Genomic DNA, 24,931 nt, shown 5'->3' with positions numbered 1-24,931 from the left:
GAGAGCCATGACCGGAAGGCTTCAGGACAGGGTCGTTATCGTCACGGGTGCGGGATGCATCGGGCCCGGTTGGGGCAATGGGCGGGCCGTAAGTGTGCGTTTCGCCGAGGAAGGCGCCAAGATATTTGCCGTCGACATCAGCCAGGACGCGCTGCAGGAAACGATTGAGCGAACCGAAGCTGTTGGGGGCGAAATCGTCGGGCACATCTGCGATATCACCGAGGGCGATGCGGTGGCGGCGATGGTGCAAGCCTGTATGGCGCATTTCGGGACGGTCGATATCCTTGTCAACAACGTCGGCGGATCGGCCAAGGGCGGGCCGGTGGAGATGAGCGAAGAGATCTGGGACAGGCAGATCGACTTCAATCTGAAAAGCGTCTTCCTCACTTGCAAGAATGTGCTGCCGATCATGGAAGCCAGCGGCAAGGGCGCCATCGTCAACACGTCGTCGACTTCCGGCATGCGCTGGACGGGGGCGGCCCAGTCTGCCTATGCGGCGACCAAGGCCGGGGTGATCCAGTTTTCCAAGGTGGTTGCGGTGGAATATGCGGCAAAGGGAGTGCGGGTGAATACGGTCGTTCCCGGTCAGCTGCATACGCCAATGGTGGAGGCGCGTCTCGCAGGCCAACGTGCGGGCGGTGACGTTGATGCACTGCTCAAGACCCGGCTTTCCCGCATCCCGCTTGGTTTCATGGGCGATGGCCGCGACACCGCCAACGCCGCCCTGTTCCTGGCCTCCGACGAGGCCCGCTTCATCACGGGCACGGAAATCATCGTCGATGGCGGCATGACCGCCAGGTGCGACTAGGCAATCTCTAGGCAGCACGGTTTGAGGTGATGCCGGAGATGGCTTGAATGAGGTTGTCTTCCGTCACTTCATCTGAGGTAAAAGTCCGCATGATTTCACCGCTATACATGGCGATGATGCGGTCACTGACGTGTAGCACTTCCGGCATTTCGGAGCTGATGACAATCACCGCATAGCCTTGTGAGGCAAGCTCGCGGATGAGATTGTGGATCTCCGATTTGCTGCCGACGTCGATGCCGCGGGTTGGTTCGTCGACAATCAGAATGCTCGGATGCATCGATAGCCACTTGGCAATGACGATCTTCTGCTGGTTGCCGCCCGAGAGATTGCCGACGGTCTGCTTCCAGCCGGGCGTGCGGATGTCGAGGCGTTCCTTGTACTTGTCGAAGATGGCGACTTCATCGGTCTCTGCAACGAAGGGGCCGAACTTCAAGCCTTCAACCTGGGGCAAGGTCATGTTGTCCCGGCAGTTCATCCCGAGCACCAGGCCCTGGCCCTTGCGATCTTCCGGGACAAGCGAAATGCCCTTTGCAATCGCATCTGCCGGGGAGTGGATAGTGACTTCGGCACCATCAAGGTAGATCTGGCCAGCAGTGGGTTCACGCAGACCAAAAAGGGTCTCTGCAATTTCTGTGCGTCCGGCACCGACCAGCCCATAAAAACCGACAACCTCGCCACGTCTCACCTCGAAATCGATGTTCTTGAACAAGGCGCCGCAGGAAAGCTCGCGCACCTCGAGAGCGACATCGCCGACCTCGTGATGGCTGGCATTGCGCGAGAGATCGAGTTTGCGCCCGATCATAAGTTGGGTGATCTCGTCATCCGTCGTTTCGGCGGTATTCAAAGTGCCGCGATATTGCCCATCCCGCAGCACGCTGATGCGATCCGTGATCTTGAAGATCTCTTCCATACGGTGGGAAATATAGATGATGCCAACCCCATGGGACTTGAGGTCGGTAATCACATCGAAGAGTACCACCTTCTCTGCATCGGTCAGGGAAGCGGTAGGTTCATCGAAGATGACGGCCTTGGCTTCAACGGTCAGGGCGCGAGCAATTTCGACCATTTGCTGGTTGGCAATTGACAGCTCGCCGACGCGGGTCTTGGCGTTGAAGCCGACCTTAAGCCTTTGCAAGATTGAATCTGTCTGGGCATGCAGCTTTTTCCAGTCGACCCGGCCGAAACTTTTGTGCGGCAGTTCACCCAGGTAGATGTTCTCTGCGACTGTCAGTTCCTCCGCCAGACTGAGTTCCTGATGGATGAAGACGATGCCCTTGGATTTGGCCTGAAGCGGAGACGTCATAACAACCGGTTGTTCGTCGATAATGATCTGGCCATCGTCCGGCTGGTAGAGACCGCCAAGTACCTTCATCAGGGTCGACTTGCCGGCGCCATTTTCCCCCATCAAGGCATGAACCTCGCCGGGTATGACGGAAAAGGACACATTGTCGAGGGCGCGTACGCCGGGAAAGGTCTTGAGAATCCCCTCTAGTCGAAGGGCTGGTTTTTGCGTGCTCATACTCTCAGCTCCTCTTTGCCCTTGATGTTCAACTGCCGGTCAAGCAACAGCACGGCAATCAGGATTATGCCGATTGCAAGATTGACGGTTTCCGTGTCTGCACCAATGTGCCCAAGCCCTTTTCGCAGCAGCTGTATCGCCAGAACACCACCAAGGGTGGACAGCACCGATCCGGCGCCCCCGGTCAGCTTTGTGCCACCCAGGACCACGGCAGTGATCACCCAAAGCTCGTAGAGTTCACCGTCATTGGGATTGACGGAGCCAGATTCTGAATAAAATGCGACAGCCGAAAGCGAGGCAAGAAAGCCGATGATCATGAAATTGATCAGCATGTGCGGGCCGACACGGATACCTGCGTTGGTGGCCGCTGCGCGGTTGTCACCAATCGCATAGGCGTTGCGGCCATGAACTGTCTTGTTCATCAAAAACCAGACAGCGGCAGTGACAGCGACTAGGAACCAGGTGGCTGTGTGAAGCCCGAGAAACTGCGCTTCTGCAAAATCGACCAAAGTCCAGTTAAGGTGAGAGGTCGGCTGCTCACCGTTGTACATGAAGACCAGACCGCGATAGCCCAGCATAGCGCCAAGCGTCACGATGAAGGCGTCCACGCCGGTCTTCCAGACGATCAGCCCATTGAGCGCGCCAAGCACGACACCCGTCAGCAAGGCCAGGCCCCAGGCAATCGGGATCACCGCATTGCCCATTCCGGCAAACATCGGCCACGTCATGCTGTCGAGTAGGACGATGGCACTCAGGGCATAGGTCGCTCCGACGCTCAGATCGATGTTGCCGTTGATCATGATAATGGTCATGCCCACGGCGATGATTCCGATGGGGGCGGATTGTTTGAACAACAACAGCATGTTGTCCAGGTCCATGAAGGCCTTGTCGCTGAACGACAGGAATTCGCCGGCGAGACTGAAGAAGATAAGCTCGAAAACGATGAAGCCCCAAATGGCACCACGCTTTAGAAAGGTACTGAGCGTTCCAGGTTCCATGATTGTCCGCCTCACGCTATCGGTGACCAGAGCTTGCCGCGCTTGGCTGCGATGTCCAACCAGACTGCAAGAATGATGATGATCCAGGTGACGATGTATTGGGCGTAGAACTGCAGCCCCACGAGCAAAAGACCGTTTTGGATAAAGCCGAGGATCAGCACACCGATCACGGTTTTGAAGATCGTGCCGGAGCCGCCCATCAGGGACGCACCGCCCAAAATGACAGCGGCCAGCACCTCAAGCTCAAGCCCCTGACCCACAGTGTTCTGGCTTCCGAGGGATCGGCTGGCTTGCAGCAGGCCTGCGGTTGCCACGCAAAATGACGAAAGGACATAGCAGGTGAAGACTACCCGTGACCGGTTGATGCCCGAGAATGTTGCTGCCAGACCGTTGCCGCCGACGGCATAGACCTTGCGGCCATATGGCGTTTTCGCCAGTAGGATTCCGAGTGTGGATGCAAGCAGTGCGAAGATGAGGATGGGGACTGGGATGCCCACGAGGTCGGACTGACCGAAGACGCTGAACCAGGTGCCTTCCTTGTCCGCGATGTCCATGTTCTTGCCGCCGGAATAAGTCAGCGTCAGGCCGTGGATGGCCGACAACATGCCAAGTGTCACAATGAGGGAGTTCAGTCTGAGGTAACCAACGAGAAAACCAATCAACGCGCCGAGACACATGGTCATGGCGAACATGGCCGGGATGGCCAACACAGGGCCGATCTTGTCGTGAAGATCGAGAACGACAATCGTCGAGAAGGACATCATCGATCCGACCGAGAGGTCGAGATTGCCGCTCAGAACGACGAAGGTAACACCAAGTGCCATGACGCCGAGAATGGCCGACGAGCGAACCACCCCCATGATATTGTCCGGGGCGAGAAAGCGATCATTTGCAATGGTGAAGCCGATCAGAAAGAGCGCAAATGCGATGAGGATGCCCTGTCGGGCAAGGATCTCCCCCAGTTTCAGATTGGAAAAGCGCCCCACTGGTTGCTCCCTTCGCCTGCTTTTAAGGCCGATTTTTTCTTGTGTCAGTTCTGACATCTGATCCTCCCAAACCCGATGACGCTCCTTAGACCAGTGTCATGCCACCGTCGATCATGACGATCTGGCCTGTCATGTAGTCACTGTCTTCCGAGGCGAGGTAGGTAGTCGTGCCCGTAATGTCCTTGGGGGAGGCAACCCTTCCCCGCAGGATCTCTGATGAAAATTCTTCCATTGCCTGGCCAGGACGTTGTGCTGCGCCGATGTTCATTAGGTCCTGATCGACCTGATCCCACATCTCGGTGGCGACAACACCAGGTGCAAAACCAGTGACAGTGATGTTATGTTTGGCAAGATCCCTCGCTGCCGACTGGGTCAGCGAAACGACCGCCCACTTCGAGGCGCAATAGGGCGCGACATTGTCGAACCCCTGACGCGCGGCCACGGAGGCGGTGTTGATGATCTTTCCGCCGGTGCCTTGTGAGATCATTTGCCTTGCGGCTTCCTGGATACCGATCATGCAGCCCAGGCCGTTGACCGTCATAATGAAATTCCAGTTGTCTTCGGTTACGTCTAGGAAGTTCATCGGCTTGTTGACGCCAGCGTTGTTGAACTTCACATCCAGTTTTCCGAAAGCCGCAACCGTCTTGTCGATCATTGCGCGGACCTGATCACGGTCCCTGACGTCGACTTTCGCCCAGGTGACTTTGCCGCCGGTTCTGGCGGCGCGTTCCTGGTTGCGTGCTGAGACAGCGCTGACTTCCTCGCCGTTGATGTCTGCGAAACACACATCGGCACCTTCTTCCAGAAGGGCCTCACCTATCGCCTTGCCGATGCCGCGCGCGGCGCCAGTGACAATGCAGGAACGCCCGGACACACGGCCCATGCTTCTCTCCCGGATGTTTTATGATTATGAGATGAGGTGACGCGGGAAATGTCCCGCGCCTTTCCCGACATTAGAAAACCGGCTTGCTGTAGTTGCTCATGTTGTCCTGGGTGATTTTCGGCGTGTCGAAGTAGTTCAGGAAGGGCACTTCCTTGCCGGCAAGCACATCGACGGCGGTCTGCAGGGCAGCTTCCGCGTCATCAACCGGCGACTGATAGATCGAACCCCAGTATTCACCGCGTTCCATGGCTTCGTAGCCAACCGAGAAGTTGGTTGCACCGACGAAGATGATGCCGTCGCGACCAGAGGCCTTTGCAGCGTTCAGGGCGCCGACACCCATGTTATCATCGCCGGCATAGACGCCATCGATATCGTCGTATTTGACCAGGAACGCTTCCATGACCTTTTGCGACTTTTCGCGATTCCAGTCACCCGGCTGTGTTTCCACAAGGGTCACATTCGGGCAGACTTCCGGAAGACGTTCTTCGAAGCCTTGAGCCCGTTCGATGGCTGTGGTGTACCCAGGCTGGCCGGAAATCTGGACGATCTTGGCTTTGTCGGCAATGCCCATGTCCTTGAATTTGTCGCACATGATTTCGGCGGAGCGGGCGCCCTGGGTGATGTTGTCGGGGCCGGAGAAGGATTTGACGAAGTCAAAGCCCTGTTCGGCAATGTTGGAGTTGGTAACGATCACCGGGATGCCGGCTTTGGATGCCTTGCGAACGGCCGGGATGACGGCTTCGCCATTGGTCGGCCAGATGATGATCGCGTCAACTTCCTGCTGAATGAGATCCTCGATCTGCGCGATCTGGCGCGCCACATCGCCGCCAGCGTCCAACACGACCGTTTCGACGTCCGCATTGGCATCCGCTGCAGAGATGAAGGCTTTTTCGTAGGTGGTCTGATAGCTGTCGACGCCAACGTTGTTTTGGGAAATTCCGATTTTCATGGTGTCGGCAAAAGCGGCGCCGGCGAATGTCATTCCGGCCGCTGCGGTGCTGATCGCGAGCACAGCGCGAAGTGTATTTTTCATCTTGAGTTCCTCCCAATAGGCCCTTTCGGACCAGAATTCGTCAAAGCCCCTCCAGGCTCAGAGTGTCCAGGACCCCTCCAGATCCGGACGTGTCACTCGGCTTGAGTGTCCTATGAACCCTGCCGTGCCACCCGATTCTATGCGTCCCTAAAAATATTCAAATTGAATAATATTAAATCCAGAATGAACTTTTTGCCCGTTTTGCGCGAGAGTGCTCTCGCCCAATCTAATGGAGATGATCAATGTTCATCCAAAAAATATCCAAATTGAGGAAATGTGCAGTGGGTCGGAACGCCGCCAGGTCAGGAGCAGCGCGATGAACCACCATAAAGGAGAGTTGGGCAAGGAGACACCCTATCTGACACCGCAGACCAAGGCCGAGATCCTCAAGGCGCTTTCCTTTCTGGAGAGTTTCGAGGACGAACTGGAAGGTTTGCTAGAGATTATGGCTCCGAACCCCTATGTCAAAATGTCGGCTTATCTCGTGAAGAGGCATCTTGAAGCTAAAGTGGTGACGCCGACTTCCTTGATCGGCGCCTCGGGCGTGCCCTATGCGACGGCGAACCGCCGTATGCAGGATATGATGAGCCGTGGGTTGATCGAGCAGCGTGTGCGCACCTCCACTGGCAAGAGCTTTTCGCGGCATCCGAGCGCCAGCATGCTGGAGGCCTGGACACAGTTCAGCAGCCGGGTGCGCCGCATGGCGGTTCAGTCTTTCGGAAACGACGATCCGCGTTCCGGCACTGAAGATTATTATTTCGGCGGATCATACCTCGAGGCGCAGACGATCCAGCCGCCGCAGGTCTTGCTTGAACCACTTAAGCTGACGGGTGGCCTACGCGTACTGGTGCATGGCGATCCGACCTTTATGGTCATGCACGGGCTCAAACGCCAGTTTGAACAGGTGGTGGGCTGCCCCATCCACCAGCGGGCCTTCTCGATTGATCGCCTACATGAAGAAGCAGTCAAGAACGCCCAGAGAGCAACCAGCCGCTATGACCTGATTGCTTTGGATCTGCCATGGCTTGGGGAGTTTGCGGAAAAGGGCCATTTGCTTCCACTTGATGAGATCCTCGATGTCGAGCGCCTCAACCCGAGCGACTTCCATACGGCAGGCTGGCAGGCAGCTCACTGGAACGGGCGTCCTTACGGCGTGCCGTCTCAGACAACGCCGGAGCTACTGTTTTATCGCAAAGACCTTCTGGCAGAGGCCGGGCTTGAGCCGCCCCACACGACGGACGCTTTGCTGAAAGCGGCAAAGGCGCTACATGACCCGACGCAGGGACGATACGGCATCGCCTGGAACGCAGCCCGTGGCACAGCGTTGGGTCACACGTTCATGATGACCTGTGCGGATTTCGGTCAGCCGATCGTTAATCTGCCGCGACAGGCTGGGGGCTATGACGCAAGCCGTCTGGCTCAGACCGGCTATCGCCCGACCATCGACACGGAACGCGGGCTCGCCGCAGCCGAATATCTGATGGCGCTTCTGCAGTATTCGCCGCCGGATATACTTTCGATGTCCTGGTACGAGCGGGTACGTCCCTTCGCCAACGGCAAGGTCGCAATGGCATATGGCTATACGTTGCTGGCGCCATATTTCGAGCAGAACCCGACCTGTGCGGCCTTTGGCAATGTCGACTATTTGCCGCATCCTGCCGGGTTGAATGCCTCACAGATCGCGCCGGTCGGCGGCTATCTCTTCGGCATCCCGGCCAACATTGCGCCCGAGCGTTTGCCAGCAGCAATCGAGGCTTTGATCGTCTTTACCTCAGCGCAAGCCCAGAAGCTCTACGTCGAGCACGGCAGCCGGACCAATCCGCGCTACTCGGTCGGTGCAGATCCCGAGGTCCGCCGCCTGTCGCCAATCTTCGAGGCTGTCGATGCCATGTCATGGCGCGATGAGCTTCAATTCTGGCCGCGCCCACCGATCCCCGAAATCAGCGAAATCATCCGCATTTGCGGGGAGGAATGTCACGACATGCTGCGTGGCGTTCAAACACCGAAAGCCGCGCTCCAAGCAGCTCAGAACCGGTCTGACCGCCATTTGCAGGAGGTCGGAAAACTATAATGGGAGGAAAACATGGACCCCAACCGTCTAAAAGGGAAAAATATTCTCATCACTGGTGCAGCGCGTGGGATGGGCGCAGCCAATGCAGTGCATTTTGCTCGGCAGGGCGCAAACATTTGCCTCGGTGATCTAGACATCGTTGAAGCTCAGAAGGTCGCAGACGAGATCAACGCCGAGGGCAACGGCAAGGCAGTTGCCGTCAAGATGGACGTGACCAGGCGGGAGGATAACGCTGGGGCCGTCAAGGCCACGGTGGATGCGTTTGGCATGATCAATGTCGCCATCTTCAATGCCGGTCTCAACAAGCCCCGTTTCTTCATGGATATCGATGAAGATAACTGGGACATGATCATGAACGTCAACACCAAGGCCATGTGGCTGGGCATGCAGGAAGCTGCCCGCCAGATGATTGATCAGGGACCGCAGGAAACACCTTACAAGATCATCAATGTCGGTTCGATAGCATCACGCAAGCCTCTCAAGGATGTAACGGTCTATTGCACCTCGAAATATGGCTGCCTGGCCCTCACTCATTGTGGTGCGGTTTCTTTGGCCGAACATAATATCAACGTCAACGGCTATGCGCCGGGCGTGGTTGTGACACCACTGTGGGAGCAGCTCGACAAGGATCTCGTCGAGATTGGTTTCAAGAAGAAAGCAGGACAGGCTTATGAGGATATCGCCCAGAACGACCTGACGATCAAACGGGTCTCATACCCTGAAGACATCGTCGGGACGGCGGCATTCCTGGTCAGTCACGACAGCGATTACATGACTGGCCAGATGATCCATATCGATGGCGGCTGGTGCATTCAGTAAAACAATAATCTCATTGAAATCAAAAGTTTACAAGGTGGAATGCTTCCGCCTGGAGGAGATCCGTATGTCCCGCGCACTGACACCGAACATTCTACAGCCACAAGATCTCGAGCCGCATTGGAACTGGGAGAGCCGCTTGCCCGCCTGGGGGCATACCTCGGTCGATTTCGAACGCCGCGTCGACCACGACCGCCTGCGTCGCTACCGCCTGAGTCGGACCCGTGAAGCGTTAAAGGCGAGCGACTGCGGTACACTGCTGCTTTTTGACGTCAACAACATCCGCTACGTTTCAGCCACCAAGATCGGAGAGTGGGAGCGCGACAAAATGTGCCGCTTCTGTTTGCTGACCGGTGACGATGCCCCGTATGTTTGGGACTTCGGTTCTGCGGCCGTCCATCACAAGAAGTATGCCGACTGGCTTATTCCCGATCATTGCCGTGCGGGCGTCGTCGGCATGCGCGGCACCATCCCGCCAAGCTTCGGACTGATGAAGCGTTATGCGGAAGAAATCGCCGGGTTGATCCGCGATGCCGGCATGATCGATATGCCGGTCGGGGTCGATTACGCTGAAACCGCCATGTTCCACGCCTTGAAAGAGGCGGGTCTCAACGTGGTCGATGGGCAGCAGGTCATGCTGAGCGCGCGCGAAATCAAGAACTGGGATGAAATCCAGCTTCTGACCCAGGCAGCCTCCATGGTCGATGGCGTCTATCACATGATCTATGAGGAGCTGAAGCCGGGCATCCGCGAGAACGACATCGTCGCGATGTCGAACAAGCTGCTTTACGAAATGGGCTCTGACGACGTCGAGGCGATCAACGCGATCTCAGGCGAGCGCTGCAATCCGCATCCGCACAACTTCACGGACCGGCTGTTCCGACCAGGAGATCAAGCGTTCTTTGATATTCTACAATCTTATCAAGGTTATCGCACCTGTTACTACCGCACCTTCAACATCGGTATGTCGACGCCATGCCAGGTGGATGCCTACACAAAGGCCCGAGAATGGATTGATGCCTCGATCGCCCTGATCAAGCCGGGGGTCAGCACTGACGTGGTGGCAAAAGCCTGGCCAAAGGCGGAAGAGTTTGGGTTCCCGGATGAACTGTCCGCATTCGGTCTGCAGTTTGGTCACGGCCTCGGGCTAGCTCTGCACGAACGGCCAATTATCAGCCGCGCTGTCTCGCTTGAAAATCCGATGGAAATCAAGACCGGGATGGTCTTCGCGCTGGAGACCTATTGTCCGGCCACCGATGGTTATTCGGCGGCGCGAATAGAAGAGGAGGTGGTCGTTACCGACAAGGGCTGCGAGGTCATTTCGCTCTTTCCGGCTCAGGAACTTCCGATTGCAAATCGGTACTGATCTCCTCCCGAAACTGCCCGGCCTCAATGGGCCGGGCTCTTTTCAAGAGTACTTGTCATGAGCGCTGCCAAAAAGACGCACAACACGGAAGACTTTCTGCAGATGTATCGCCAAATGGCGCGCATCCGCACATTCGAAGACAACGCCAACCAGCTCTACCTGTCGGCCAAGATGCCCGGTCTCACGCACATGTACTCCGGTGAGGAAGCAGTGGCTGTGGGGATCTGTGAAGCTCTGCGGATGACGGACAAGATCACCTCGACCCACCGCGGGCACGGTCACTGCGTGGCCAAGGGCGCGGACTTCAAGGAAATGTTCTGTGAGCTTCTGGGCAAGGAAGAAGGCTACTGCCGGGGCAAGGGTGGTTCGATGCACATCGCCGACCAGTCCAATGGAAATCTTGGAGCCAATGCCATCGTCGGCGGCTCAATGGGGATCGCCACCGGTTCGGCCTTTACTGCAAAGATGCTCGGCAAGGACGACGTCACTGTTTGCTTCTTCGGAGATGGCGCCACCGCGCAGGGTCTGATGTATGAGGTCATGAACATGGCCGCGTTGTGGAGTTTGCCGGTCATTTATGCCTGCGAAAACAATGGCTACTCCGAATACACCCGAACCGAGGAGATCGCCGCCGGGTCGATTCTCGGACGCGCGCAGGCCTTCGGTATCGAAGCGCATCAGGTCGATGGTCAGGACGTTCTAGCCGTCAACGCGCTCACCGAAAAGCTGGTCGACCGCTGTCGCAAGGGGGAGGGGCCATTCTTCATGGAACTGATGACTTATCGCTATCATGGCCATCATGTTGGCGATATCAACCGCGAATACTACCGCTCCAAACAAGAAGAGAGGGACTGGAAGGAGAACCGAGATCCGATCATTCGCTTCCGCTCCTGGCTGGTGGCCGAAGGTATTGCGACCGAAGCCGAACTCGACAGCTTGAACGCCGATATCCGGGCCGATGCGAGCGCTGCGGTCGAATACGCCTTGCAGGCCAAATATCCCGATGTGTCCGAAGTGGACATGCATGTTTATGCCGCCTGAGGAGAGAACCATGCGAAAGATAACTCTGTCCCAGGCTGTCAACGAAGCGCTCGCCGAGGAAATGCGTCGCGACCCGACGGTCTTCATCATCGGTGAGGACGTTGCCGAAGCGGGAACACCCTTCAAGGTGCTGAGTGGATTGGTTGAGGAATTCGGCACCCAGCGGGTGGTCGATACGCCGATTGCAGAGCCGGGGTTCATGGGCATCGCAGTTGGGGCAGCAATGACCGGAACCCGACCGGTGGTCGATCTGATGTTCGGCGACTTCCTCTTTCTCGTGATGGATCAGCTCTGCAATCAAGCCGCCAAGACCCACTACATGTCCGGCGGAAAACTTAACGTACCGCTTGTGCTTCGCACGAACATGGGGGCGACCCGCCGTTCGGCAGCCCAGCATTCCCAGTCCCTGCATGCGCTTGTCGCTCATGTTCCGGGTCTGAAAATCGCTATGCCGTCTTCTGCCTATGAGGCGAAGGGGCTGATGAAGACCGCGATCCGGGACAACAATCCTGTCGTGATCTTCGAAGACAAGCTGATGTATAACGACAAGGCGGGGGTGCCGGAAGAGGAGTATCTGATCCCGTTTGGTCAGGCCAATGTACTGCAAGAAGGGGTCGATATCACCCTGATCGGCACGTCTTCAATGGTTCAGGTCTGTCAGGCTGCGGCAGAGGTCCTCGCCAAGGAGGGGATTTCGGCGGAGGTGATCGATCCGCGAACCATTGTTCCGCTCGACGAAGAAACGCTGCTGAAATCAGCAAAGAAAACCAGCCGTGTCATAATCGTCGATGAAGGTCACCAGAGCTATGGCGTGACCGGAGAAATCGCCAGCCGTATCAACGAAAAAGCCTTTTACCATCTCGATGCGCCGGTGTTGAGGCTTGGGGCAATGGATGTGCCCGTGCCCTTCAGTCCTGCGTTGGAGGATATAACGGTTCCCACACCGGAACGGGTGGCCGATCAGGCGCGAAGGCTTGTCAGAGGGGAGTTGATCCATGCCGCTTGATGTCATCATGCCGGCTCTCGGCATGGCACAGCAAACCGGTCAGATTATCGCGTGGCACAAGAAGCCGGGAGACGCAGTGGCAGAGGGTGATGTGCTTTTCGAGGTCGAGACTGACAAGGCAGCCATGGAAGTGGAGGCGCTAGGCAATGGGTTTCTGACTGATGTGATCGCCGAAGCCGGTGCTGATGTGCCGGTTGGTGAGGTTATCGCCCGGATTTCCGACACGCCTGAAAGCCGGAGTAGTGCTCAGACTGGCAACGCTCCCCGACCCATAGCTGATGCTTCCAAAGCACCAACACCGGAGGAGGAGGACAATGCCGTCCCTGAGGGGCATACCGTGATCATGCCGACACTGGGCATGGCGCAGGACACGGGATTGCTGGTGTCCTGGCAGAAGAACGCCGGCGATGCTGTCGCGGCAGACGATGTTCTGTTTGAAGTGGAGACCGACAAGAGCACGGTTGAGGTCAATGCCGGGATCGACGGGTTCGTTGCGGCTCTTCTGGCAGAAGCCGGGGAAGATGTGCCGGTGGGTCAGAGCATTGCAATCATTTCTCAGAGTAAGCCGGAAAAAACCCTTACCCGCAGCGCTGGCGCATCGGGATCGGCGCCACCGGAAGCAAGTGAGGCTCCGGCTGAAGCCGAGGTGCCGTCGAAAGCCCCGGCCACTCAGCTAAGCCTACAGCCATCAAAGCAGAAATCCTCACTGGCACAGGCGCCCACCAACGGAAGAATTCTGGCCTCGCCGAAGGTGCGTCGGCTTGCGCTGGAACAAGGCCTGGATCTCGCAAGCCTCGTCAAGGTCGGGCATCCGCAACCGTTCCACGTCAAGGACCTGGAGGTTCTTAGAGCGCTCCCCAGGAGAGAGGCTGCCGCCATTCAGAAGGTGACACGCCATCTGAAAGCCGGGGTTCCCAGACAGGGTTGGAACGCCTTTGCCGATTGGGCTGTGGCAACCGCGGGTGTACACGAAGAACAAGCGCTTCTGGCAGGGTTTGCAGCAGCGAGCTTTGGCAAAGTGCCCGGGGTTGTGCGGCTGGAGACGCCAGAGCAAACCTGGGTTTATGCTGTCTCATCGCTGCGTCTGGGTCAGATCGAGAAGGTGGACCCGGAGAGTGTGGTAGATCTTTGTGTGCATGATTTGCGTTCCACCTGCATTGAGACTGCGCAACTCGGCGCAGACGGGGCACCGGTCCTGAGCCTGACTAAAACCGACGAGAACCTGATCCTCACGCTCGAGTTTGAGGATGTTCAGATGAGCGCAAGCAAGGCGATAAGTGCGTTTTCCGACTTTGCCGGCCGGCTGAAGCAGCCTTTGCGCCATCTGCTTTGAAAAGGAGCCTCCGGCCAATGGAGAAAATCATGGAATTTACCAATCTCTACATCAACGGCGGTTGGCACGAAGGTGCCTCAAAAGAGCGTTTTGATGTTCTCAACCCCTCGAATGAAACGGTTCTGGCCTCTGTCGCCTCGGCTGAGATTTCAGATGCCGACGCTGCTCTGGATGCGGCGGAAGCTGCGATGAAAGAGTGGGCTGCGCGCACGCCGCGCCAACGCTCCGAAGTGCTGCGCAAAGCGTGGGAGCTGATGACCGAACGGCTGGAGCATTTCGCCAAGCTGATCACTCTGGAAAACGGCAAGGCCCGTGGCGACGCCATGGGAGAAGCGACGTACGCGGCTGAATTCTTCCGCTGGTTTTCAGAGGAAGCTGTGCGCGCCGACGGCATGATCACCCATGCGCCAGCCTCGGGCGCTCGCATCATTGTGCAACATAAGCCAGCCGGGATCGCTGTGCTGGTCACGCCGTGGAACTATCCGGCGGCGATGGGGACGAGAAAGATTGCGCCCGCACTCGCAGCCGGTTGCGCAGTCATCATCAAACCGGCATCCGAAACGCCTCTGACCATGCTTGCACTGATGCCGCTGCTTGAGGAAGCGGGTGTTCCTGCCGGTCTGGTCAACGTGCTTCCGTCCAGACAAACCGGCGCGCTCGTTGACCACATGCTGCATGATCCCCGCGTACGGGTCGTGTCATTCACCGGCTCGACGTCGGTTGGTCGCAAGCTCCTGCATTCCGCCGCCGATCAAGTGTTGAAGCCTGCAATGGAGCTGGGGGGTAACGCGCCGCTGATTGTCTTTGAAGACGCAAACCTGAAGACCGCCGTGGAAGGTACGATACTGGCCAAAATGCGCAATCTCGGTGAAGCCTGCACAGCTGCCAATCGCATTTACGTTCATGAGTCAGTCGCTGGGGACTATACGCGCAAGTTGGTGGAAGCGATGGGCAAGCTGAAGGTCGGCGACGGTTTGGATCCGTCCGTCGATGTTGGGCCTTTGGTCAATGCGGACACCCGCGACAAGGTCACAGCCTTCGTCGAAGATGCGGTTTCCAAGGGCGCGAAGGTCGAGCTCGGCGGCAAGCCGGTTCAGGGGACCGGTTTTTTCTATCCACCCACGGTTCTGTCCGGTGTGCCGCAGAATGCCGATTGCGTGCAGGACGAGATTTTCGGTCCGGTTGCCGCGATTCAGACCTTCTCCGATGAAGAGGACGTCATTCGCCGTGCCAATGACACCGAATACGGGCTGGTTGCCTATGTCTTTACCGAGAACATGAGACGCGGTCTGAGTGTGTGCGAACGCCTGGATTACGGAATGGTCGGGTTCAACCGAGGCCTTGTGTCGGATCCGGCAGCGCCGTTTGGTGGGACGAAACAATCCGGTCTTGGTCGTGAAGGCGGGCATGAAGGCATGCTCGAGTTCATGGAAGCCCAGTATATTTCCGCGAGCTGGTAGGACATTCGATGACCGATGTAATCGCTCCGCCCTCCGTTCGGGCGCTGGCCCGACAAAAGGGCATCGACATTGAACAACTGGCCCGGGATATCGGCCGCAAGTCCATTGCCCGCGAAGACGTGATTGCGGGGGGAAACAAACCCGCTCCCGCCTCCGGGGACAGGTCTTATTGGGAGGTTGATCATTCGCTTTATGGTGAGATCACGTCGGAGTCGATAAGCCGGTTCGCCCGTGTGGCGGCCAGGAACATGGCCGCAGCGCATAGCCTCATTCCGGCTGTCACCCATCATGACCGCGCTGATATGAGTGCCGTTGAGGCGTTTCGTAAGGAGCTGAAGACCGAGGCGCGGCAACGTGGCGTCAAGCTGACAGCGCTGGCATTTCATGTGCGCGGATTGGCTCGGGTTCTGCGGGAGTTTCCGCGCTTTAACGCCTCCTTGAGCGCTGATTGTGAGACGTTGTTTCTCAAAGATTATGTCCACATCGGCATCGCGGTGGACACGGCACAAGGCCTGATAGTTCCTGTCATTCGCGATGCGGACAAGAAGGGCCTATGGCAACTAGCTGGCGAAATCTCCGACCTCGCATCGCGTGCTCAGGAGCGGAAGGTCCGTCCCGACGAAATGGGTGGGGCGTCGATGAGCATCACCAACCTGGGTGGGATCGGGGGAACGGCCTTCACGCCGATCGTCAATCCGCCGGAAGTTGCTATTCTTGGCATTACGCGGGCTGAGATGCAGCCGGTCTGGGACGGAGGCGCCTTCCAACCAGTGCTGATGGCACCACTCGACCTGAGCTACGATCATCGGGTGATCAATGGTGCCGATGCCGCGCGATTCCTCAGCACCTATGCGGGTTTCCTTGCAGATCCCCGGCGCATGATGATCTGAACCGCGTGCCATCCTCGTCTGCGCTCAAAGCAGCGCGGGCTTGCTGGCGAGGAGGTCCAGGTATTCCTGATCAGAGCGGCGTTGGCTTTTCTGGCGGGTCTGCAAGCTGGTGTCGGGTAGTGCCAGGGAGCGTATGATGATCAGGATATGGTCCTGTAGCAGCGCGTCGGCATCGTCGAACGCACCGGCGGCGATCAGGTCTCGCATCTTTGTGTGCTCGGAGTAGGATCGGCGCCAGAAATCGCCTTCGCCGGCCTGCAGGCGCGCACGCAGGGCTTCCAGGGCGGTGGCCGTCAGATCATAGGCCTTTTCCAGATAGCGATTGCCGGCGAGCTGCAGGAAGGCGCGGTGAAACGCACTGTCGGCGCTGCTGTAGAGCGCCCACTCGCCCACTGCGATGGCGTGATCCATCTGCGAGATCGCCGCTGAGAGGTGGTGAACCAGCGCTTCGGGGTTGCGCTTAAGGGCGCTCTGGAGCGCTTCTTGCTCCAGCATCGCCCGAAAGCGGCTCATCTCCTCCACGTCTTGCCGTGAGGGGGTGAACACATAGGTTCCGGCTTGCGGGACAATCGTCACCAGTCCCATGTCGCGCAGGTCCATGAAGGCGGCGCGCACCGGGGCCTTGCTCATGCCGAGTGCTCTGGCAATCTGCTCTTCCGACAATCGCTCCCCGAAATCGAACTTGCCGGAAACGATGGCGTCTCGAATGCGGTCACAGGCTTCCTGGGTCAGCGACACGCTTGTCTCCTTGTTTCTGGTCCGCTTCTTTACATCACCGAGCCCCAAACCTGCAATCGCCGGATTTGAGGGCTTTTTCGGACATCTGGAAAAATGTGTTTGACATTTGTTCAAATTCTAGAATTCTAGAATAAATAATGCAATCGCAAAACGCGTTCTAAAATTCAAGAGGTTCCCAATGTCCCGCCTACGCCTTCTGACACCTGATGCCCAATATCCGGATGATGCCAAGATTGAACGGGCTACGGCAGGCAACGAGGTGGATTGGGATATTTTCCGCGAGCGGAGCACCGACCGTTTGCCCGACGATGCTCTGCGCAGCTGTGACGGGATGGTGGTCTGGCACGAAATGCCGGTGACCCGTGAGCTGATTTCCAAATTGCAGCGTTGCAAGATCATTGTCCGGGCCGGTGTCGGGTTTGATCATATCGATCTGCAGGCGGCTGCCGAAGCTGGAATTCCGGTCTGCAACACGCCGGACTATGGGACCTCGGAAGTGGCGGATCATGCCATGGCCTTGATGCTGACGATGCGTCGCGGCATCTCCTCCTATCACCGCAACCTGATGCAATCGCCACAGGCAGGGTTTGATCATTCCAAAGCGCCACTGCTGGCCCGCCTGCGCGGCAAGACCTTTGGTGTTATCGGCCTGGGGCGCATCGGGATTGCCGCCTCCCTGCGCGCCAAAGCCTTCGGCATGCGCGTTCTGGCCTATGATCCACTGGTGTCGCGCGGCACGGAAATCGCTGCCGGTGTCGACCGTTGCGATCACCTTGAAGAGCTTCTGGAGCAAAGCGATGTGGTCAGCCTGCATTGTCCGCTGACTGCGGAAACCAACAAGATGATCAATGCCGAACGCCTGGCGATGATGCAGTCCCATGCGGTGCTGATCAATACGGCGCGCGGCGCGATCATTGATGTGGAGGCACTTCTGGAGGCCCTGCGTCAGGGAACCATTGCGGGCGCAGGCATCGATGTTCTGCCGGTCGAGCCACCTTCAGAAACAGATGCGATTGCCCTGGCCTATGCCAACGGCGCCGACCCCATCGTGGGCGAGCGGCTGTTCGTGACGCCGCATGCTGCCTGGTCCAGCCCGGAAAGCGTTTCGGACGCACGGCGCCTGTCAGTTGAAACAGCGATGCAGTTTCTCAGTGAGGGACGCCTGCGCAATCTGGTCAATTCACCGCTTGGCTCAGCTTTGAGCGGTGCAGCCTGACACCACGTTTCGCGGGAGAGGAGCCCGCGCACTGATCCAAGGACATGGGGTCTTGAAAACATGTCCAACCCTGGGAGGAAAAACCATGAAGAAGACTTTTCTGAAAGCATTTGTCGCAGCTTTCGTGCTGACCGGCAGCGGTGCCATCGCGCAAGAATACCAGTTCACGTTCCAGTCGGTTGATCCGGCGGGAAACCCCAACTTCGGTATTCAGAAGGCCTGGACCGAGCGCGTTGAAGAGATGTCAGGCGGACGCCTTGCCATTGAACTTCTGCCGGTCGGGTCGGTCGTTGAGTACAACGAAACCCAGGACGCCGTCGGAGCAGGGATTCTTGATGGCCACATCACCGACGTCAGCTATTTCTCCGGCAAGGATCCGGCATTCGGGTTGATCGCCAACCCGATCGGCGCCTGGTCGGCACCCGATGAAATGTTCCGCTTTATCAACTACGGTGGCGGATATGAGTTGATGAACAAGCTCGAAGAGCCATATGGCCTTAAGTTCATCGGTGCGACCACGACAGGCCTTGAAGGCTTTGTCTCCAAACGCGCGCTGAATGGTGTTGATGACCTCAAGGGTTTGAAGGTTCGCGCTCCTGAAGGCCTGATCCAGGAAGTCTTTGCAGCCGCTGGTGCGGTGCCGGTGAACCTTCCTTACTCGGAAGTCTATACGGCACTCGACAAGGGTGTGATTGACGCAGCCGATTCCACCGTCTTCTCGACAAACCATCAGCAGGGCTTGCACAAGGTTGCCGAAAACCCGGTCTACCCGGGTTTTCATTCCATGCCCTTGGTTGAGGTCTCCATGAACCTCGAAAAGTGGAACGCACTTCCGGCTGACCTGCAGGCAATCCTGACCGTTTCGGTTCGTGACTTTGCCCAGGATGCTGTGGCCATCCTGTCGATGAACGATTTGAAGGCCTTTGCAGAAGCAACGGCTGACCCGAACATCACTGTTCACAACTGGTCGGCAGAAGAGCGTGCCAAGTTCCGCACGATCGCAATGGATCAGTGGGCGAAAGTCGCGGCACGCTCTGACAATGCTCAGAATGTGTATGAAGCCCTGACGACCTACCTTAGCAGCCAGGGCATGCTGAAGTAATTCGATTGACCTGTTCGGGCGCTGAAACACGCGCCCGAACCTCTTTTCCCAATTGTCCTGCTGCAACACTGGAGTGGCTTTCATGCCTCTGCCACCAGACCAATCCCCTTTGCCAAATTCCGCCCAAATCTCGGCTCCTGCCCAGGAGCACCTGCCGCAGGCCGGCTGGTTGGGGTGGGTGATCACGCGCATCGCACGGCTGTTTGCGATTGGAATCATCGTCGCCATGGTGGTTTTGGTTATCGAGATCTTCCTGCGCTACGTCTTCAACTCCCCCACGATCTGGGCGCACGAAACAACGACGTTCCTCAGCGCCGTCACCTTCATTTTCGGCGGGCTTTTCTGCGTTGCGCGCAACTCGCACATCCGTGTCGTTCTGCTTTACGACATCGTCGGCCCACGAACCCGGCGGGTGCTGGATGTGCTGATTTCCATCGCTTGTCTGCTCGCGAGTCTGTTTTTCGCCTGGGCCGCCTGGCTGATGGTGAAAAAGGCGATGTTCCGACCTGATGGAAGCTTTTTTCTGGAAACCAGCGGGAGTGCGTGGAACTCGCCGTCTCCAGCGCTTTTGAAGATTTTCCTGCTGGTCGTCATGGTCGCCATGAGCGTCCAGTTCCTGATCCTCACTTTCAACTACATGCGCGGCCCGCTTCCGCAAAAGAGGCTTGACGATGTTTGACCTTCTTGATTTCGGACTGAACCTGAAGGCTCTGGGCATCGAATGGGGCACGCTGGTGATGTTTGCTCTGCTGGTCGGGCTGTTGCTGACAGGCACGCCGCTGGCGATGGTTACCCTGCTGGTTGCGCTGATCTTCGCAATCGGCTGGTTCGGCCCTATGGCCGTGCCGCTGATCACCAGCCGCGTCTACAGCTTTGTCTCGTCCTTCGTTTTCATCTCAGTGCCGATGTTCGTGCTTATGGCAGCGATCCTCGATCGCTCTGGCATCGCACGGGATCTGTTCGACGCGATGAAGCTTGTCGGCGGACAGTTGCGCGGCGGCGTCGCCGTCCAGACCATCTTTGTGGCGGTCATTCTGGCAGCGATGAGCGGTATCATCGGCGGAGAAATCGTCCTGCTCGGCCTGGTCGCCCTGCCTCAAATGCTGCGGCTTGGCTACAATCGCCGCCTGGCCATTGGAGTGGTCTGCGCCGGGGGCTCTTTGGGCACCATGGTGCCGCCGTCGATCGTGTTGATTATCTACGGCCTGACGGCAAACGTATCAGTTGGTGATTTGTTCACTGCCGCCTTCGTTCCGGGCTTCATGCTCGCCGGACTGTATATCGCTTACATTCTGTTCCGCTCCTATCTGGATCCTAATGCCGCGCCGCCGCCGCCGGTTGACCGCACACCTTTGCGCGAACATCTGCCGCTGTTGCGCGGATTGGTGCTGCCGATGCTGGTGGTCTTCGTCGTGCTCGGGTCGATCTATGGCGGTATTGCCTCGGTGACCGAAGCCTCCGCCATCGGCGTGGCCGGGGTCATCGTTTCGACCATCCTGCGGCGGGAGTTCTCATTCTCCATGCTGCTGGACGCCGCCATGCACACGCTTGCGACGGTCGGCATGATCATGTGGATCGGCATCGGCGCCAGTGCGCTGGTCGGGGTTTACAATCTGATGGGCGGCATTCGCTTCATCTCGCAGCTGATCGCCGGTGTGTCGGACAATCCGACGGTGATCATCCTCTTCATGATGGCTGTTCTCTTCATTCTGGGGATGTTCCTGGATTGGGTCGGCATTGCGCTTCTGACCATGCCGATCTTCGTCCCGATCATCAAAGACCTCGGCTATGACCCGGTCTGGTTCGGCGTCCTCTTCGCCATGAACATGCAGGTGTCCTTTCTGACGCCGCCGTTCGGGCCCGCGGCCTTCTATCTGAAAAGTGTGACGCCACCGGACATATCGCTCGGCGAGATCTTCCGATCACTCGTGCCCTTCATCTGTCTGCAGGTGATCGCTGTAGGGCTTCTGGTGATGTTCCCGGCACTCGCCATGCATTGACCTCTTCAGGAATAAATGACCTGAGCCGGCCAAACTTACTTGAGATTTGAAAAAGGACTGAACCATGAAATTCCTCCGCTTTGGTGCGATGGGACAGGAAAAACCGGGCGCTCTCGACGCAGAGGGCACCATCAGAGACCTCTCCAGCATTGTCTCAGACTTCACACCGGAGACGATCAGCAAAGAGGCACTATCGGCAATTGCCGCGATGGACCTGTCCGGCTTTCCAACCGTTGCACCTGATGTCCGCATTGGGGCATGCGTCGGAGGGGCCCGCAATTTTTATGCAGTCGGCTTGAACTATGCCCGTCACGCCAAGGAAACCGGCAATCCGGAACCGGCGGAGCCCGTGCTGTTTTCCAAGTCGACCTCCAGCATATGCGGCCCCAATGATCCGATCATTCTACCCAAGGGCTCGGAGAAGACGGATTGGGAAGTCGAGCTGGGGGTGATCATCGGCGCCGCTTGCGAGCACGTCAGCGAAGACACGGCGCTTGATCATGTCGCTGGCTATTGCGTCATCAATGATGTCAGCGAGCGCACCTATCAAATCGAACGTGGTGGCCAATGGATCAAGGGCAAGTCATCGCGCAATTTCGGTCCCATCGGTCCCTGGTTGGTGACGGCTGACGAGGTCGGCGATCCGCAGAATCTCGGGCTTTGCCTTTCGGTCAATGGCGAGAGCTTTCAAAACAGCTCGACTTCCGACATGATCTTTCCGGTAGCGAAGATCATCTCCTACATGTCCCAGTTCATGCGCCTGATGCCGGGTGATGTTATTGCCACCGGAACGCCGGAAGGCGTCGGTCTGGGACTGACACCACCCAAGTTCCTGCGAGACGGCGATGTCGTGGAATTGACCGTTGCGGGACTTGGATCCCAACGGCAAACGGTAGTTGCCTATCCGGGTTGAAAGGGCAGCTAGTCCTTAAAACAAGCAAAGCACGCCGGAGGACATCCGGCGGGCTTTTTTACGTTTGAGGGTCTGAGAGATCCTGCTTGTTAGACAAGCTGTTCAAGGTGGAGGCCAGTTGGTTGGCGAAGCGGGCAGAGGCGACGGACAAGCTGCGGCCTTTCATCTGCATCAGTGTGAGATTGCCGTGGGCGACATCGGTCTTGGCGAGGGCACGGAACACCAGTCTGTCATCGTTCTCCAGGTTGAGGCCGATGGGAAACTGAAAGCCGATAGCGCGCTCATGCTGAACGTAGTGGCGCATGAACTCAAAGGAATCCGCCTCGGCAATTGGCTCCATCTTCTGGCTCATGCGCGCAACCGCCAAGTCGAGAAGATAGCGGATACCAATGCGCTGCGGCGGCACCACATGGGGGTAGCCGAGACAATCGCGAAGCCGCAGCTTTTGCTTTCCGGCAAGTGGATGGTCCCGTGCCATCACCGCGTAGACCGACTGTTCGACTGACAGCAACACGTCGAAGTCGCCCAGATGCGCCGGCTCGAAGACCAGGGCAAGATCGCTCTTGAATGCCCGGAGGTCTTCTTCGGCTTCGTCCCGATCACGTACATGGACGGAAAACGACACGCCGGGATGTTCGGCCCGGTAGGCGGCGATTTGCGCCGGCATGAAATAGGGCTGCAGCGCCTGCGAACAGGCGATCCGCACATGTCCCCGCCGCAGTCCGGACAGGTCGGCGACCTGACTGCGCACCCGCTCGAGATCCGCCACCTGCGAGCGGATGTGCTGGATCAGCAGTTCGCCGGCCGGGTTGAGCCGGACCCCCCGCGGCAACCGCTCGAAGATCGGCGCGCCAAATTCCTCCTCGAACCCCTGAATACGGCGGTTCAAGGCAGAGGATGTGATGTGCATATCTTCGGCCGCTTTGCGAATTGAACCGGCTTTGGCGACGGCCTCAATCAGGAGGAGTGTTTGAATATGCTTCATTTTTCAATTACTTGGGTAAGAGTGATGCAAAAAAAGAAGCACAAGGCTGCAAAAATAGCAATAGAAGTACGCACTAATCCTGCGCATCTTACCGCCACTTGGGAAGGGTCCTCCCCCGTTCCCGCTCGAGAGGGGAAAAAGATGATCAAAGACACGTCGCGTCGCAATTTTCTAAAAGGCGCCGGTGCCACTGCACTGAGCGCCGGTGTTCTGCCGTTTTTGAAAGTGCTCCCGGCTGCCGCTGCCGGAAAGGACGTCATCGTTTCGGTGACTGGCCGCACCATCAACAGCCTGGATCTGCACCGGACCGGAACCAACCGCCCGAGCTATCAGGTGGCGGTCAACGTCTATGACCGGCTGGTCAGCTTCGGCACCAAGACGCTGGAAGACGGCAGCCTGTCCTACGACTACTCGGTGATCGAGCCAGAAGCTGCCGAGAGCTGGGAAATCAGCGACGATGGCATGGCATTGGTCTTCAAGCTGCGGCCTGAGGGCAAGTTTCATGACGGCTCGCCGATCATTGCCCAGGATGTGAAGTGGTCGTTCGACCGCGCCGTCAGTGTTGGCGGCTTCCCCACTGTCCAGATGAAGGCCGGCTCACTGGAGAGCCCGGAGCAGTTCGAAGTCGTTGACGACTACACTTTCAAGATCAACCTGCTGCGCCAATCCAAGCTGACGCTGCCTGATCTGGCGGTTCCGGTGCCGATGATCATCAATTCAAAGGTGGCGATGGAACATGCCACCGAGGACGATCCGTGGGCGATGGAATATCTGCACAAGACACCGGCCGGCTCTGGCGCCTTCAAGGTTGCAGCCTGGAAGCCTGGCGAACAGCTGGTGTATGAGCGCAACGAGGCCTGGACGTCCGGTCCAGTGCCGGAAATCAAACGCGTCGTGATCCGCGAAATCCCGAGCTCGTCAACCCGTCGGGCGTTGCTGGAGCGCGGTGACGTCGACCTGTCTTTCGATATGCCGAACAAGGATGCCAAGGAGCTCTCCGAGTTCGAGGACATTACAGTCACAACCACCCCGGTCGAGAACGCCATCTACTGCCTGTGCCCGAACCTGTCGTTCGAGCCTTTCAAGGACAAACGCGTCCGTCAGGCGATTGCCTGGGCAGTGCCCTATGAAGAGGTTTTCCAGACATCAGCTTATGGCCGCGGGGCTCCGATGTGGGGTGGTTCCAGCACCACGCCGCAAGACATCGCCTGGCCGCAGAAGTTCCCCTATGCGACCGACCTGGAAAAGGCCAAGGCGCTGTTGGAAGAGGCCGGCTATGGCGATGGCTTTGAAGTGCCGCTGTCAATCGACCTGTCCCAGAGTGACTGGATGGAACCGGCTGCTCTGTTGATTCAGGAAAACCTGGCGAAGATCGGGATCACGGCCACCATCGAGAAGATTCCCGGCGCCAATTGGCGGACGGCCTCATTGGTGGAAAAGCGGCTTCCGCTGCATCTGGAAACCTTCGGTGGCTGGCTCAACTACCCTTGCTACTACTTCTTCTGGGCCTATCAGGAAGGTCATCTCTTCAACTCGTCCAACTATCGCAACGAGGAGATTGAGACGCTGACGCCGGAAACCCTGCATATGCCGGTCGACGATCCGGACTATGCCGTGAAGATCAAGCGGATGATCGAGATCGCCTGGGACGAAGTTCCGCGCATCGCTTTGTGGCAACCGGCGGTGAATGTCGGCACGCGCGACGTGGACGGGTATGAATACTGGTTCCACCGTCAGCTCGATGCCCGTGGCCTGAAGAAAGCCTGA

22 protein-coding genes are annotated in these 24,931 nt (G+C 57.8%); 15 read left to right on the top strand and 7 right to left on the bottom strand.

The window, feature by feature from the left end:
• Positions 1 to 7 precede the first annotated feature (7 nt).
• Positions 8 to 808, top strand: a complete 801-nt coding sequence (locus J0X15_RS19555; protein WP_206944589.1) for an SDR family NAD(P)-dependent oxidoreductase — start codon at positions 8 to 10, stop codon at positions 806 to 808.
• 7 nt (positions 809 to 815) lie between these two features.
• Here the strand turns inward: J0X15_RS19555 and J0X15_RS19550 are convergent, their stop codons facing one another.
• The 5 genes from J0X15_RS19550 to J0X15_RS19530 all read right to left on the bottom strand — a co-directional run bounded on the left by J0X15_RS19550 (position 816) and on the right by J0X15_RS19530 (position 6,227).
• Positions 816 to 2,327 carry a sugar ABC transporter ATP-binding protein gene (locus J0X15_RS19550; RefSeq protein ID WP_206944587.1) on the bottom strand — a complete coding sequence of 504 codons (1,512 nt, stop codon included), beginning with the start codon at positions 2,325 to 2,327 and terminating at the stop codon, positions 816 to 818.
• Positions 2,324 to 3,325 (bottom strand): ABC transporter permease, encoded by a 1,002-nt coding sequence (locus tag J0X15_RS19545; protein WP_206944585.1) that lies wholly within the window; start codon positions 3,323 to 3,325, stop codon positions 2,324 to 2,326. The genes J0X15_RS19550 and J0X15_RS19545 overlap by 4 nt, the downstream gene beginning before the upstream one ends.
• Positions 3,326 to 3,336: 11 nt before the next feature.
• On the bottom strand, positions 3,337 to 4,311 hold the full coding sequence (locus tag J0X15_RS19540) for an ABC transporter permease (protein ID WP_331461958.1): 975 nt from the start codon (positions 4,309 to 4,311) through the stop codon (positions 3,337 to 3,339).
• Between the two features lie 85 nt (positions 4,312 to 4,396).
• Positions 4,397 to 5,194, bottom strand: coding sequence for an SDR family oxidoreductase (locus tag J0X15_RS19535; RefSeq protein WP_206944581.1), 798 nt, complete (start codon positions 5,192 to 5,194; stop codon positions 4,397 to 4,399).
• Positions 5,195 to 5,264: 70 nt separating this feature from the next.
• On the bottom strand, positions 5,265 to 6,227 hold the full coding sequence (locus J0X15_RS19530) for a sugar ABC transporter substrate-binding protein (protein ID WP_206944579.1): 963 nt from the start codon (positions 6,225 to 6,227) through the stop codon (positions 5,265 to 5,267).
• A 316-nt stretch (positions 6,228 to 6,543) separates the two neighbouring features.
• Between J0X15_RS19530 and J0X15_RS19525 the strand changes: the two genes are divergently transcribed.
• The 8 genes from J0X15_RS19525 (at position 6,544) to J0X15_RS19490 (ending at position 16,210) form a co-directional block, all read left to right on the top strand.
• The gene (locus J0X15_RS19525) at positions 6,544 to 8,298 is read left to right on the top strand and encodes an ABC transporter substrate-binding protein (RefSeq protein ID WP_231710508.1); all 1,755 of its coding nucleotides are present in this window, start codon (positions 6,544 to 6,546) and stop codon (positions 8,296 to 8,298) included.
• A 12-nt stretch (positions 8,299 to 8,310) separates the two neighbouring features.
• A complete protein-coding gene (locus J0X15_RS19520) occupies positions 8,311 to 9,117 on the top strand; it encodes an SDR family NAD(P)-dependent oxidoreductase (RefSeq protein ID WP_206944567.1) in 807 nt (268 codons plus the stop codon).
• Positions 9,118 to 9,181: 64 nt separating this feature from the next.
• On the top strand, positions 9,182 to 10,480 hold the full coding sequence (locus J0X15_RS19515; RefSeq protein ID WP_206944565.1) for a M24 family metallopeptidase: 1,299 nt from the start codon (positions 9,182 to 9,184) through the stop codon (positions 10,478 to 10,480).
• 57 nt (positions 10,481 to 10,537) lie between these two features.
• Positions 10,538 to 11,521 carry a thiamine pyrophosphate-dependent dehydrogenase E1 component subunit alpha gene (locus J0X15_RS19510; RefSeq protein WP_206944562.1) on the top strand — a complete coding sequence of 328 codons (984 nt, stop codon included), beginning with the start codon at positions 10,538 to 10,540 and terminating at the stop codon, positions 11,519 to 11,521.
• 10 nt (positions 11,522 to 11,531) lie between these two features.
• Entirely contained in the window at positions 11,532 to 12,527 is a 996-nt protein-coding gene (locus J0X15_RS19505) for an alpha-ketoacid dehydrogenase subunit beta (RefSeq protein ID WP_206944560.1), read from the top strand.
• On the top strand, positions 12,517 to 13,860 hold the full coding sequence (locus tag J0X15_RS19500) for a biotin/lipoyl-containing protein (protein ID WP_206944558.1): 1,344 nt from the start codon (positions 12,517 to 12,519) through the stop codon (positions 13,858 to 13,860). The genes J0X15_RS19505 and J0X15_RS19500 overlap by 11 nt, the downstream gene beginning before the upstream one ends.
• Positions 13,861 to 13,889: 29 nt before the next feature.
• Positions 13,890 to 15,320, top strand: coding sequence for an NAD-dependent succinate-semialdehyde dehydrogenase (locus J0X15_RS19495; RefSeq protein WP_206944556.1), 1,431 nt, complete (start codon positions 13,890 to 13,892; stop codon positions 15,318 to 15,320).
• Between the two features lie 8 nt (positions 15,321 to 15,328).
• Complete coding sequence (locus J0X15_RS19490) at positions 15,329 to 16,210, top strand: 2-oxo acid dehydrogenase subunit E2 (RefSeq protein ID WP_206944554.1); 882 nt, start codon at positions 15,329 to 15,331, stop codon at positions 16,208 to 16,210.
• 24 nt (positions 16,211 to 16,234) lie between these two features.
• On the opposite strand, the gene J0X15_RS19485 is transcribed toward J0X15_RS19490, so the two are convergent.
• The gene (locus J0X15_RS19485; RefSeq protein ID WP_206944552.1) at positions 16,235 to 16,948 is read right to left on the bottom strand and encodes a GntR family transcriptional regulator; all 714 of its coding nucleotides are present in this window, start codon (positions 16,946 to 16,948) and stop codon (positions 16,235 to 16,237) included.
• Between the two features lie 178 nt (positions 16,949 to 17,126).
• Between J0X15_RS19485 and J0X15_RS19480 the strand changes: the two genes are divergently transcribed.
• The 5 genes from J0X15_RS19480 to J0X15_RS19460 all read left to right on the top strand — a co-directional run bounded on the left by J0X15_RS19480 (position 17,127) and on the right by J0X15_RS19460 (position 22,179).
• The gene (locus J0X15_RS19480; RefSeq protein WP_206944550.1) at positions 17,127 to 18,164 is read left to right on the top strand and encodes a C-terminal binding protein; all 1,038 of its coding nucleotides are present in this window, start codon (positions 17,127 to 17,129) and stop codon (positions 18,162 to 18,164) included.
• 85 nt (positions 18,165 to 18,249) lie between these two features.
• Positions 18,250 to 19,266, top strand: coding sequence for a TRAP transporter substrate-binding protein (locus J0X15_RS19475; protein WP_206944548.1), 1,017 nt, complete (start codon positions 18,250 to 18,252; stop codon positions 19,264 to 19,266).
• Between the two features lie 82 nt (positions 19,267 to 19,348).
• The gene (locus J0X15_RS19470; RefSeq protein WP_206944546.1) at positions 19,349 to 19,945 is read left to right on the top strand and encodes a TRAP transporter small permease subunit; all 597 of its coding nucleotides are present in this window, start codon (positions 19,349 to 19,351) and stop codon (positions 19,943 to 19,945) included.
• On the top strand, positions 19,938 to 21,266 hold the full coding sequence (locus J0X15_RS19465; protein ID WP_206944545.1) for a TRAP transporter large permease: 1,329 nt from the start codon (positions 19,938 to 19,940) through the stop codon (positions 21,264 to 21,266). Before J0X15_RS19470 ends, J0X15_RS19465 begins: the two co-directional genes overlap by 8 nt.
• Before the next feature lie 64 nt (positions 21,267 to 21,330).
• Positions 21,331 to 22,179: a fumarylacetoacetate hydrolase family protein gene (locus J0X15_RS19460; protein WP_206944543.1), complete on the top strand. Its 849-nt coding sequence runs from the start codon at positions 21,331 to 21,333 to the stop codon at positions 22,177 to 22,179.
• A 58-nt stretch (positions 22,180 to 22,237) separates the two neighbouring features.
• Here J0X15_RS19460 and J0X15_RS19455 read toward each other — a convergent pair whose 3' ends face one another.
• On the bottom strand, positions 22,238 to 23,164 hold the full coding sequence (locus J0X15_RS19455) for a LysR family transcriptional regulator (RefSeq protein WP_206944542.1): 927 nt from the start codon (positions 23,162 to 23,164) through the stop codon (positions 22,238 to 22,240).
• A gap of 141 nt (positions 23,165 to 23,305) precedes the next feature.
• Between J0X15_RS19455 and J0X15_RS19450 the strand changes: the two genes are divergently transcribed.
• The gene (locus tag J0X15_RS19450) at positions 23,306 to 24,931 is read left to right on the top strand and encodes an ABC transporter substrate-binding protein (protein ID WP_206944540.1); all 1,626 of its coding nucleotides are present in this window, start codon (positions 23,306 to 23,308) and stop codon (positions 24,929 to 24,931) included.

This window comes from Roseibium limicola (assembly GCF_017313085.1).
Classification (GTDB): domain Bacteria; phylum Pseudomonadota; class Alphaproteobacteria; order Rhizobiales; family Stappiaceae; genus Roseibium; species Roseibium limicola.
This window is presented reverse-complemented; position numbering and strand designations above follow the sequence as displayed.

Excerpts from the sequence above, each read along its gene's own strand:
- J0X15_RS19555 (WP_206944589.1), top strand. The coding sequence starts at position 8 with ATGACCGGAAGGCTTCAGGACAGGGTCGTTATCGTCACGGGTGCGGGA.
- J0X15_RS19550 (WP_206944587.1), bottom strand. The coding sequence starts at position 2,327 with ATGAGCACGCAAAAACCAGCCCTTCGACTAGAGGGGATTCTCAAGACC.
- J0X15_RS19545 (WP_206944585.1), bottom strand. The coding sequence starts at position 3,325 with ATGGAACCTGGAACGCTCAGTACCTTTCTAAAGCGTGGTGCCATTTGG.
- J0X15_RS19535 (WP_206944581.1), bottom strand. The coding sequence starts at position 5,194 with ATGGGCCGTGTGTCCGGGCGTTCCTGCATTGTCACTGGCGCCGCGCGC.
- J0X15_RS19530 (WP_206944579.1), bottom strand. The coding sequence starts at position 6,227 with ATGAAAAATACACTTCGCGCTGTGCTCGCGATCAGCACCGCAGCGGCC.
- J0X15_RS19525 (WP_231710508.1), top strand. The coding sequence starts at position 6,544 with ATGAACCACCATAAAGGAGAGTTGGGCAAGGAGACACCCTATCTGACA.
- J0X15_RS19520 (WP_206944567.1), top strand. The coding sequence starts at position 8,311 with ATGGACCCCAACCGTCTAAAAGGGAAAAATATTCTCATCACTGGTGCA.
- J0X15_RS19515 (WP_206944565.1), top strand. The coding sequence starts at position 9,182 with ATGTCCCGCGCACTGACACCGAACATTCTACAGCCACAAGATCTCGAG.
- J0X15_RS19510 (WP_206944562.1), top strand. The coding sequence starts at position 10,538 with ATGAGCGCTGCCAAAAAGACGCACAACACGGAAGACTTTCTGCAGATG.
- J0X15_RS19505 (WP_206944560.1), top strand. The coding sequence starts at position 11,532 with ATGCGAAAGATAACTCTGTCCCAGGCTGTCAACGAAGCGCTCGCCGAG.
- J0X15_RS19500 (WP_206944558.1), top strand. The coding sequence starts at position 12,517 with ATGCCGCTTGATGTCATCATGCCGGCTCTCGGCATGGCACAGCAAACC.
- J0X15_RS19495 (WP_206944556.1), top strand. The coding sequence starts at position 13,890 with ATGGAATTTACCAATCTCTACATCAACGGCGGTTGGCACGAAGGTGCC.
- J0X15_RS19490 (WP_206944554.1), top strand. The coding sequence starts at position 15,329 with ATGACCGATGTAATCGCTCCGCCCTCCGTTCGGGCGCTGGCCCGACAA.
- J0X15_RS19480 (WP_206944550.1), top strand. The coding sequence starts at position 17,127 with ATGTCCCGCCTACGCCTTCTGACACCTGATGCCCAATATCCGGATGAT.
- J0X15_RS19475 (WP_206944548.1), top strand. The coding sequence starts at position 18,250 with ATGAAGAAGACTTTTCTGAAAGCATTTGTCGCAGCTTTCGTGCTGACC.
- J0X15_RS19470 (WP_206944546.1), top strand. The coding sequence starts at position 19,349 with ATGCCTCTGCCACCAGACCAATCCCCTTTGCCAAATTCCGCCCAAATC.
- J0X15_RS19465 (WP_206944545.1), top strand. The coding sequence starts at position 19,938 with ATGTTTGACCTTCTTGATTTCGGACTGAACCTGAAGGCTCTGGGCATC.
- J0X15_RS19460 (WP_206944543.1), top strand. The coding sequence starts at position 21,331 with ATGAAATTCCTCCGCTTTGGTGCGATGGGACAGGAAAAACCGGGCGCT.
- J0X15_RS19455 (WP_206944542.1), bottom strand. The coding sequence starts at position 23,164 with ATGAAGCATATTCAAACACTCCTCCTGATTGAGGCCGTCGCCAAAGCC.
- J0X15_RS19450 (WP_206944540.1), top strand. The coding sequence starts at position 23,306 with ATGATCAAAGACACGTCGCGTCGCAATTTTCTAAAAGGCGCCGGTGCC.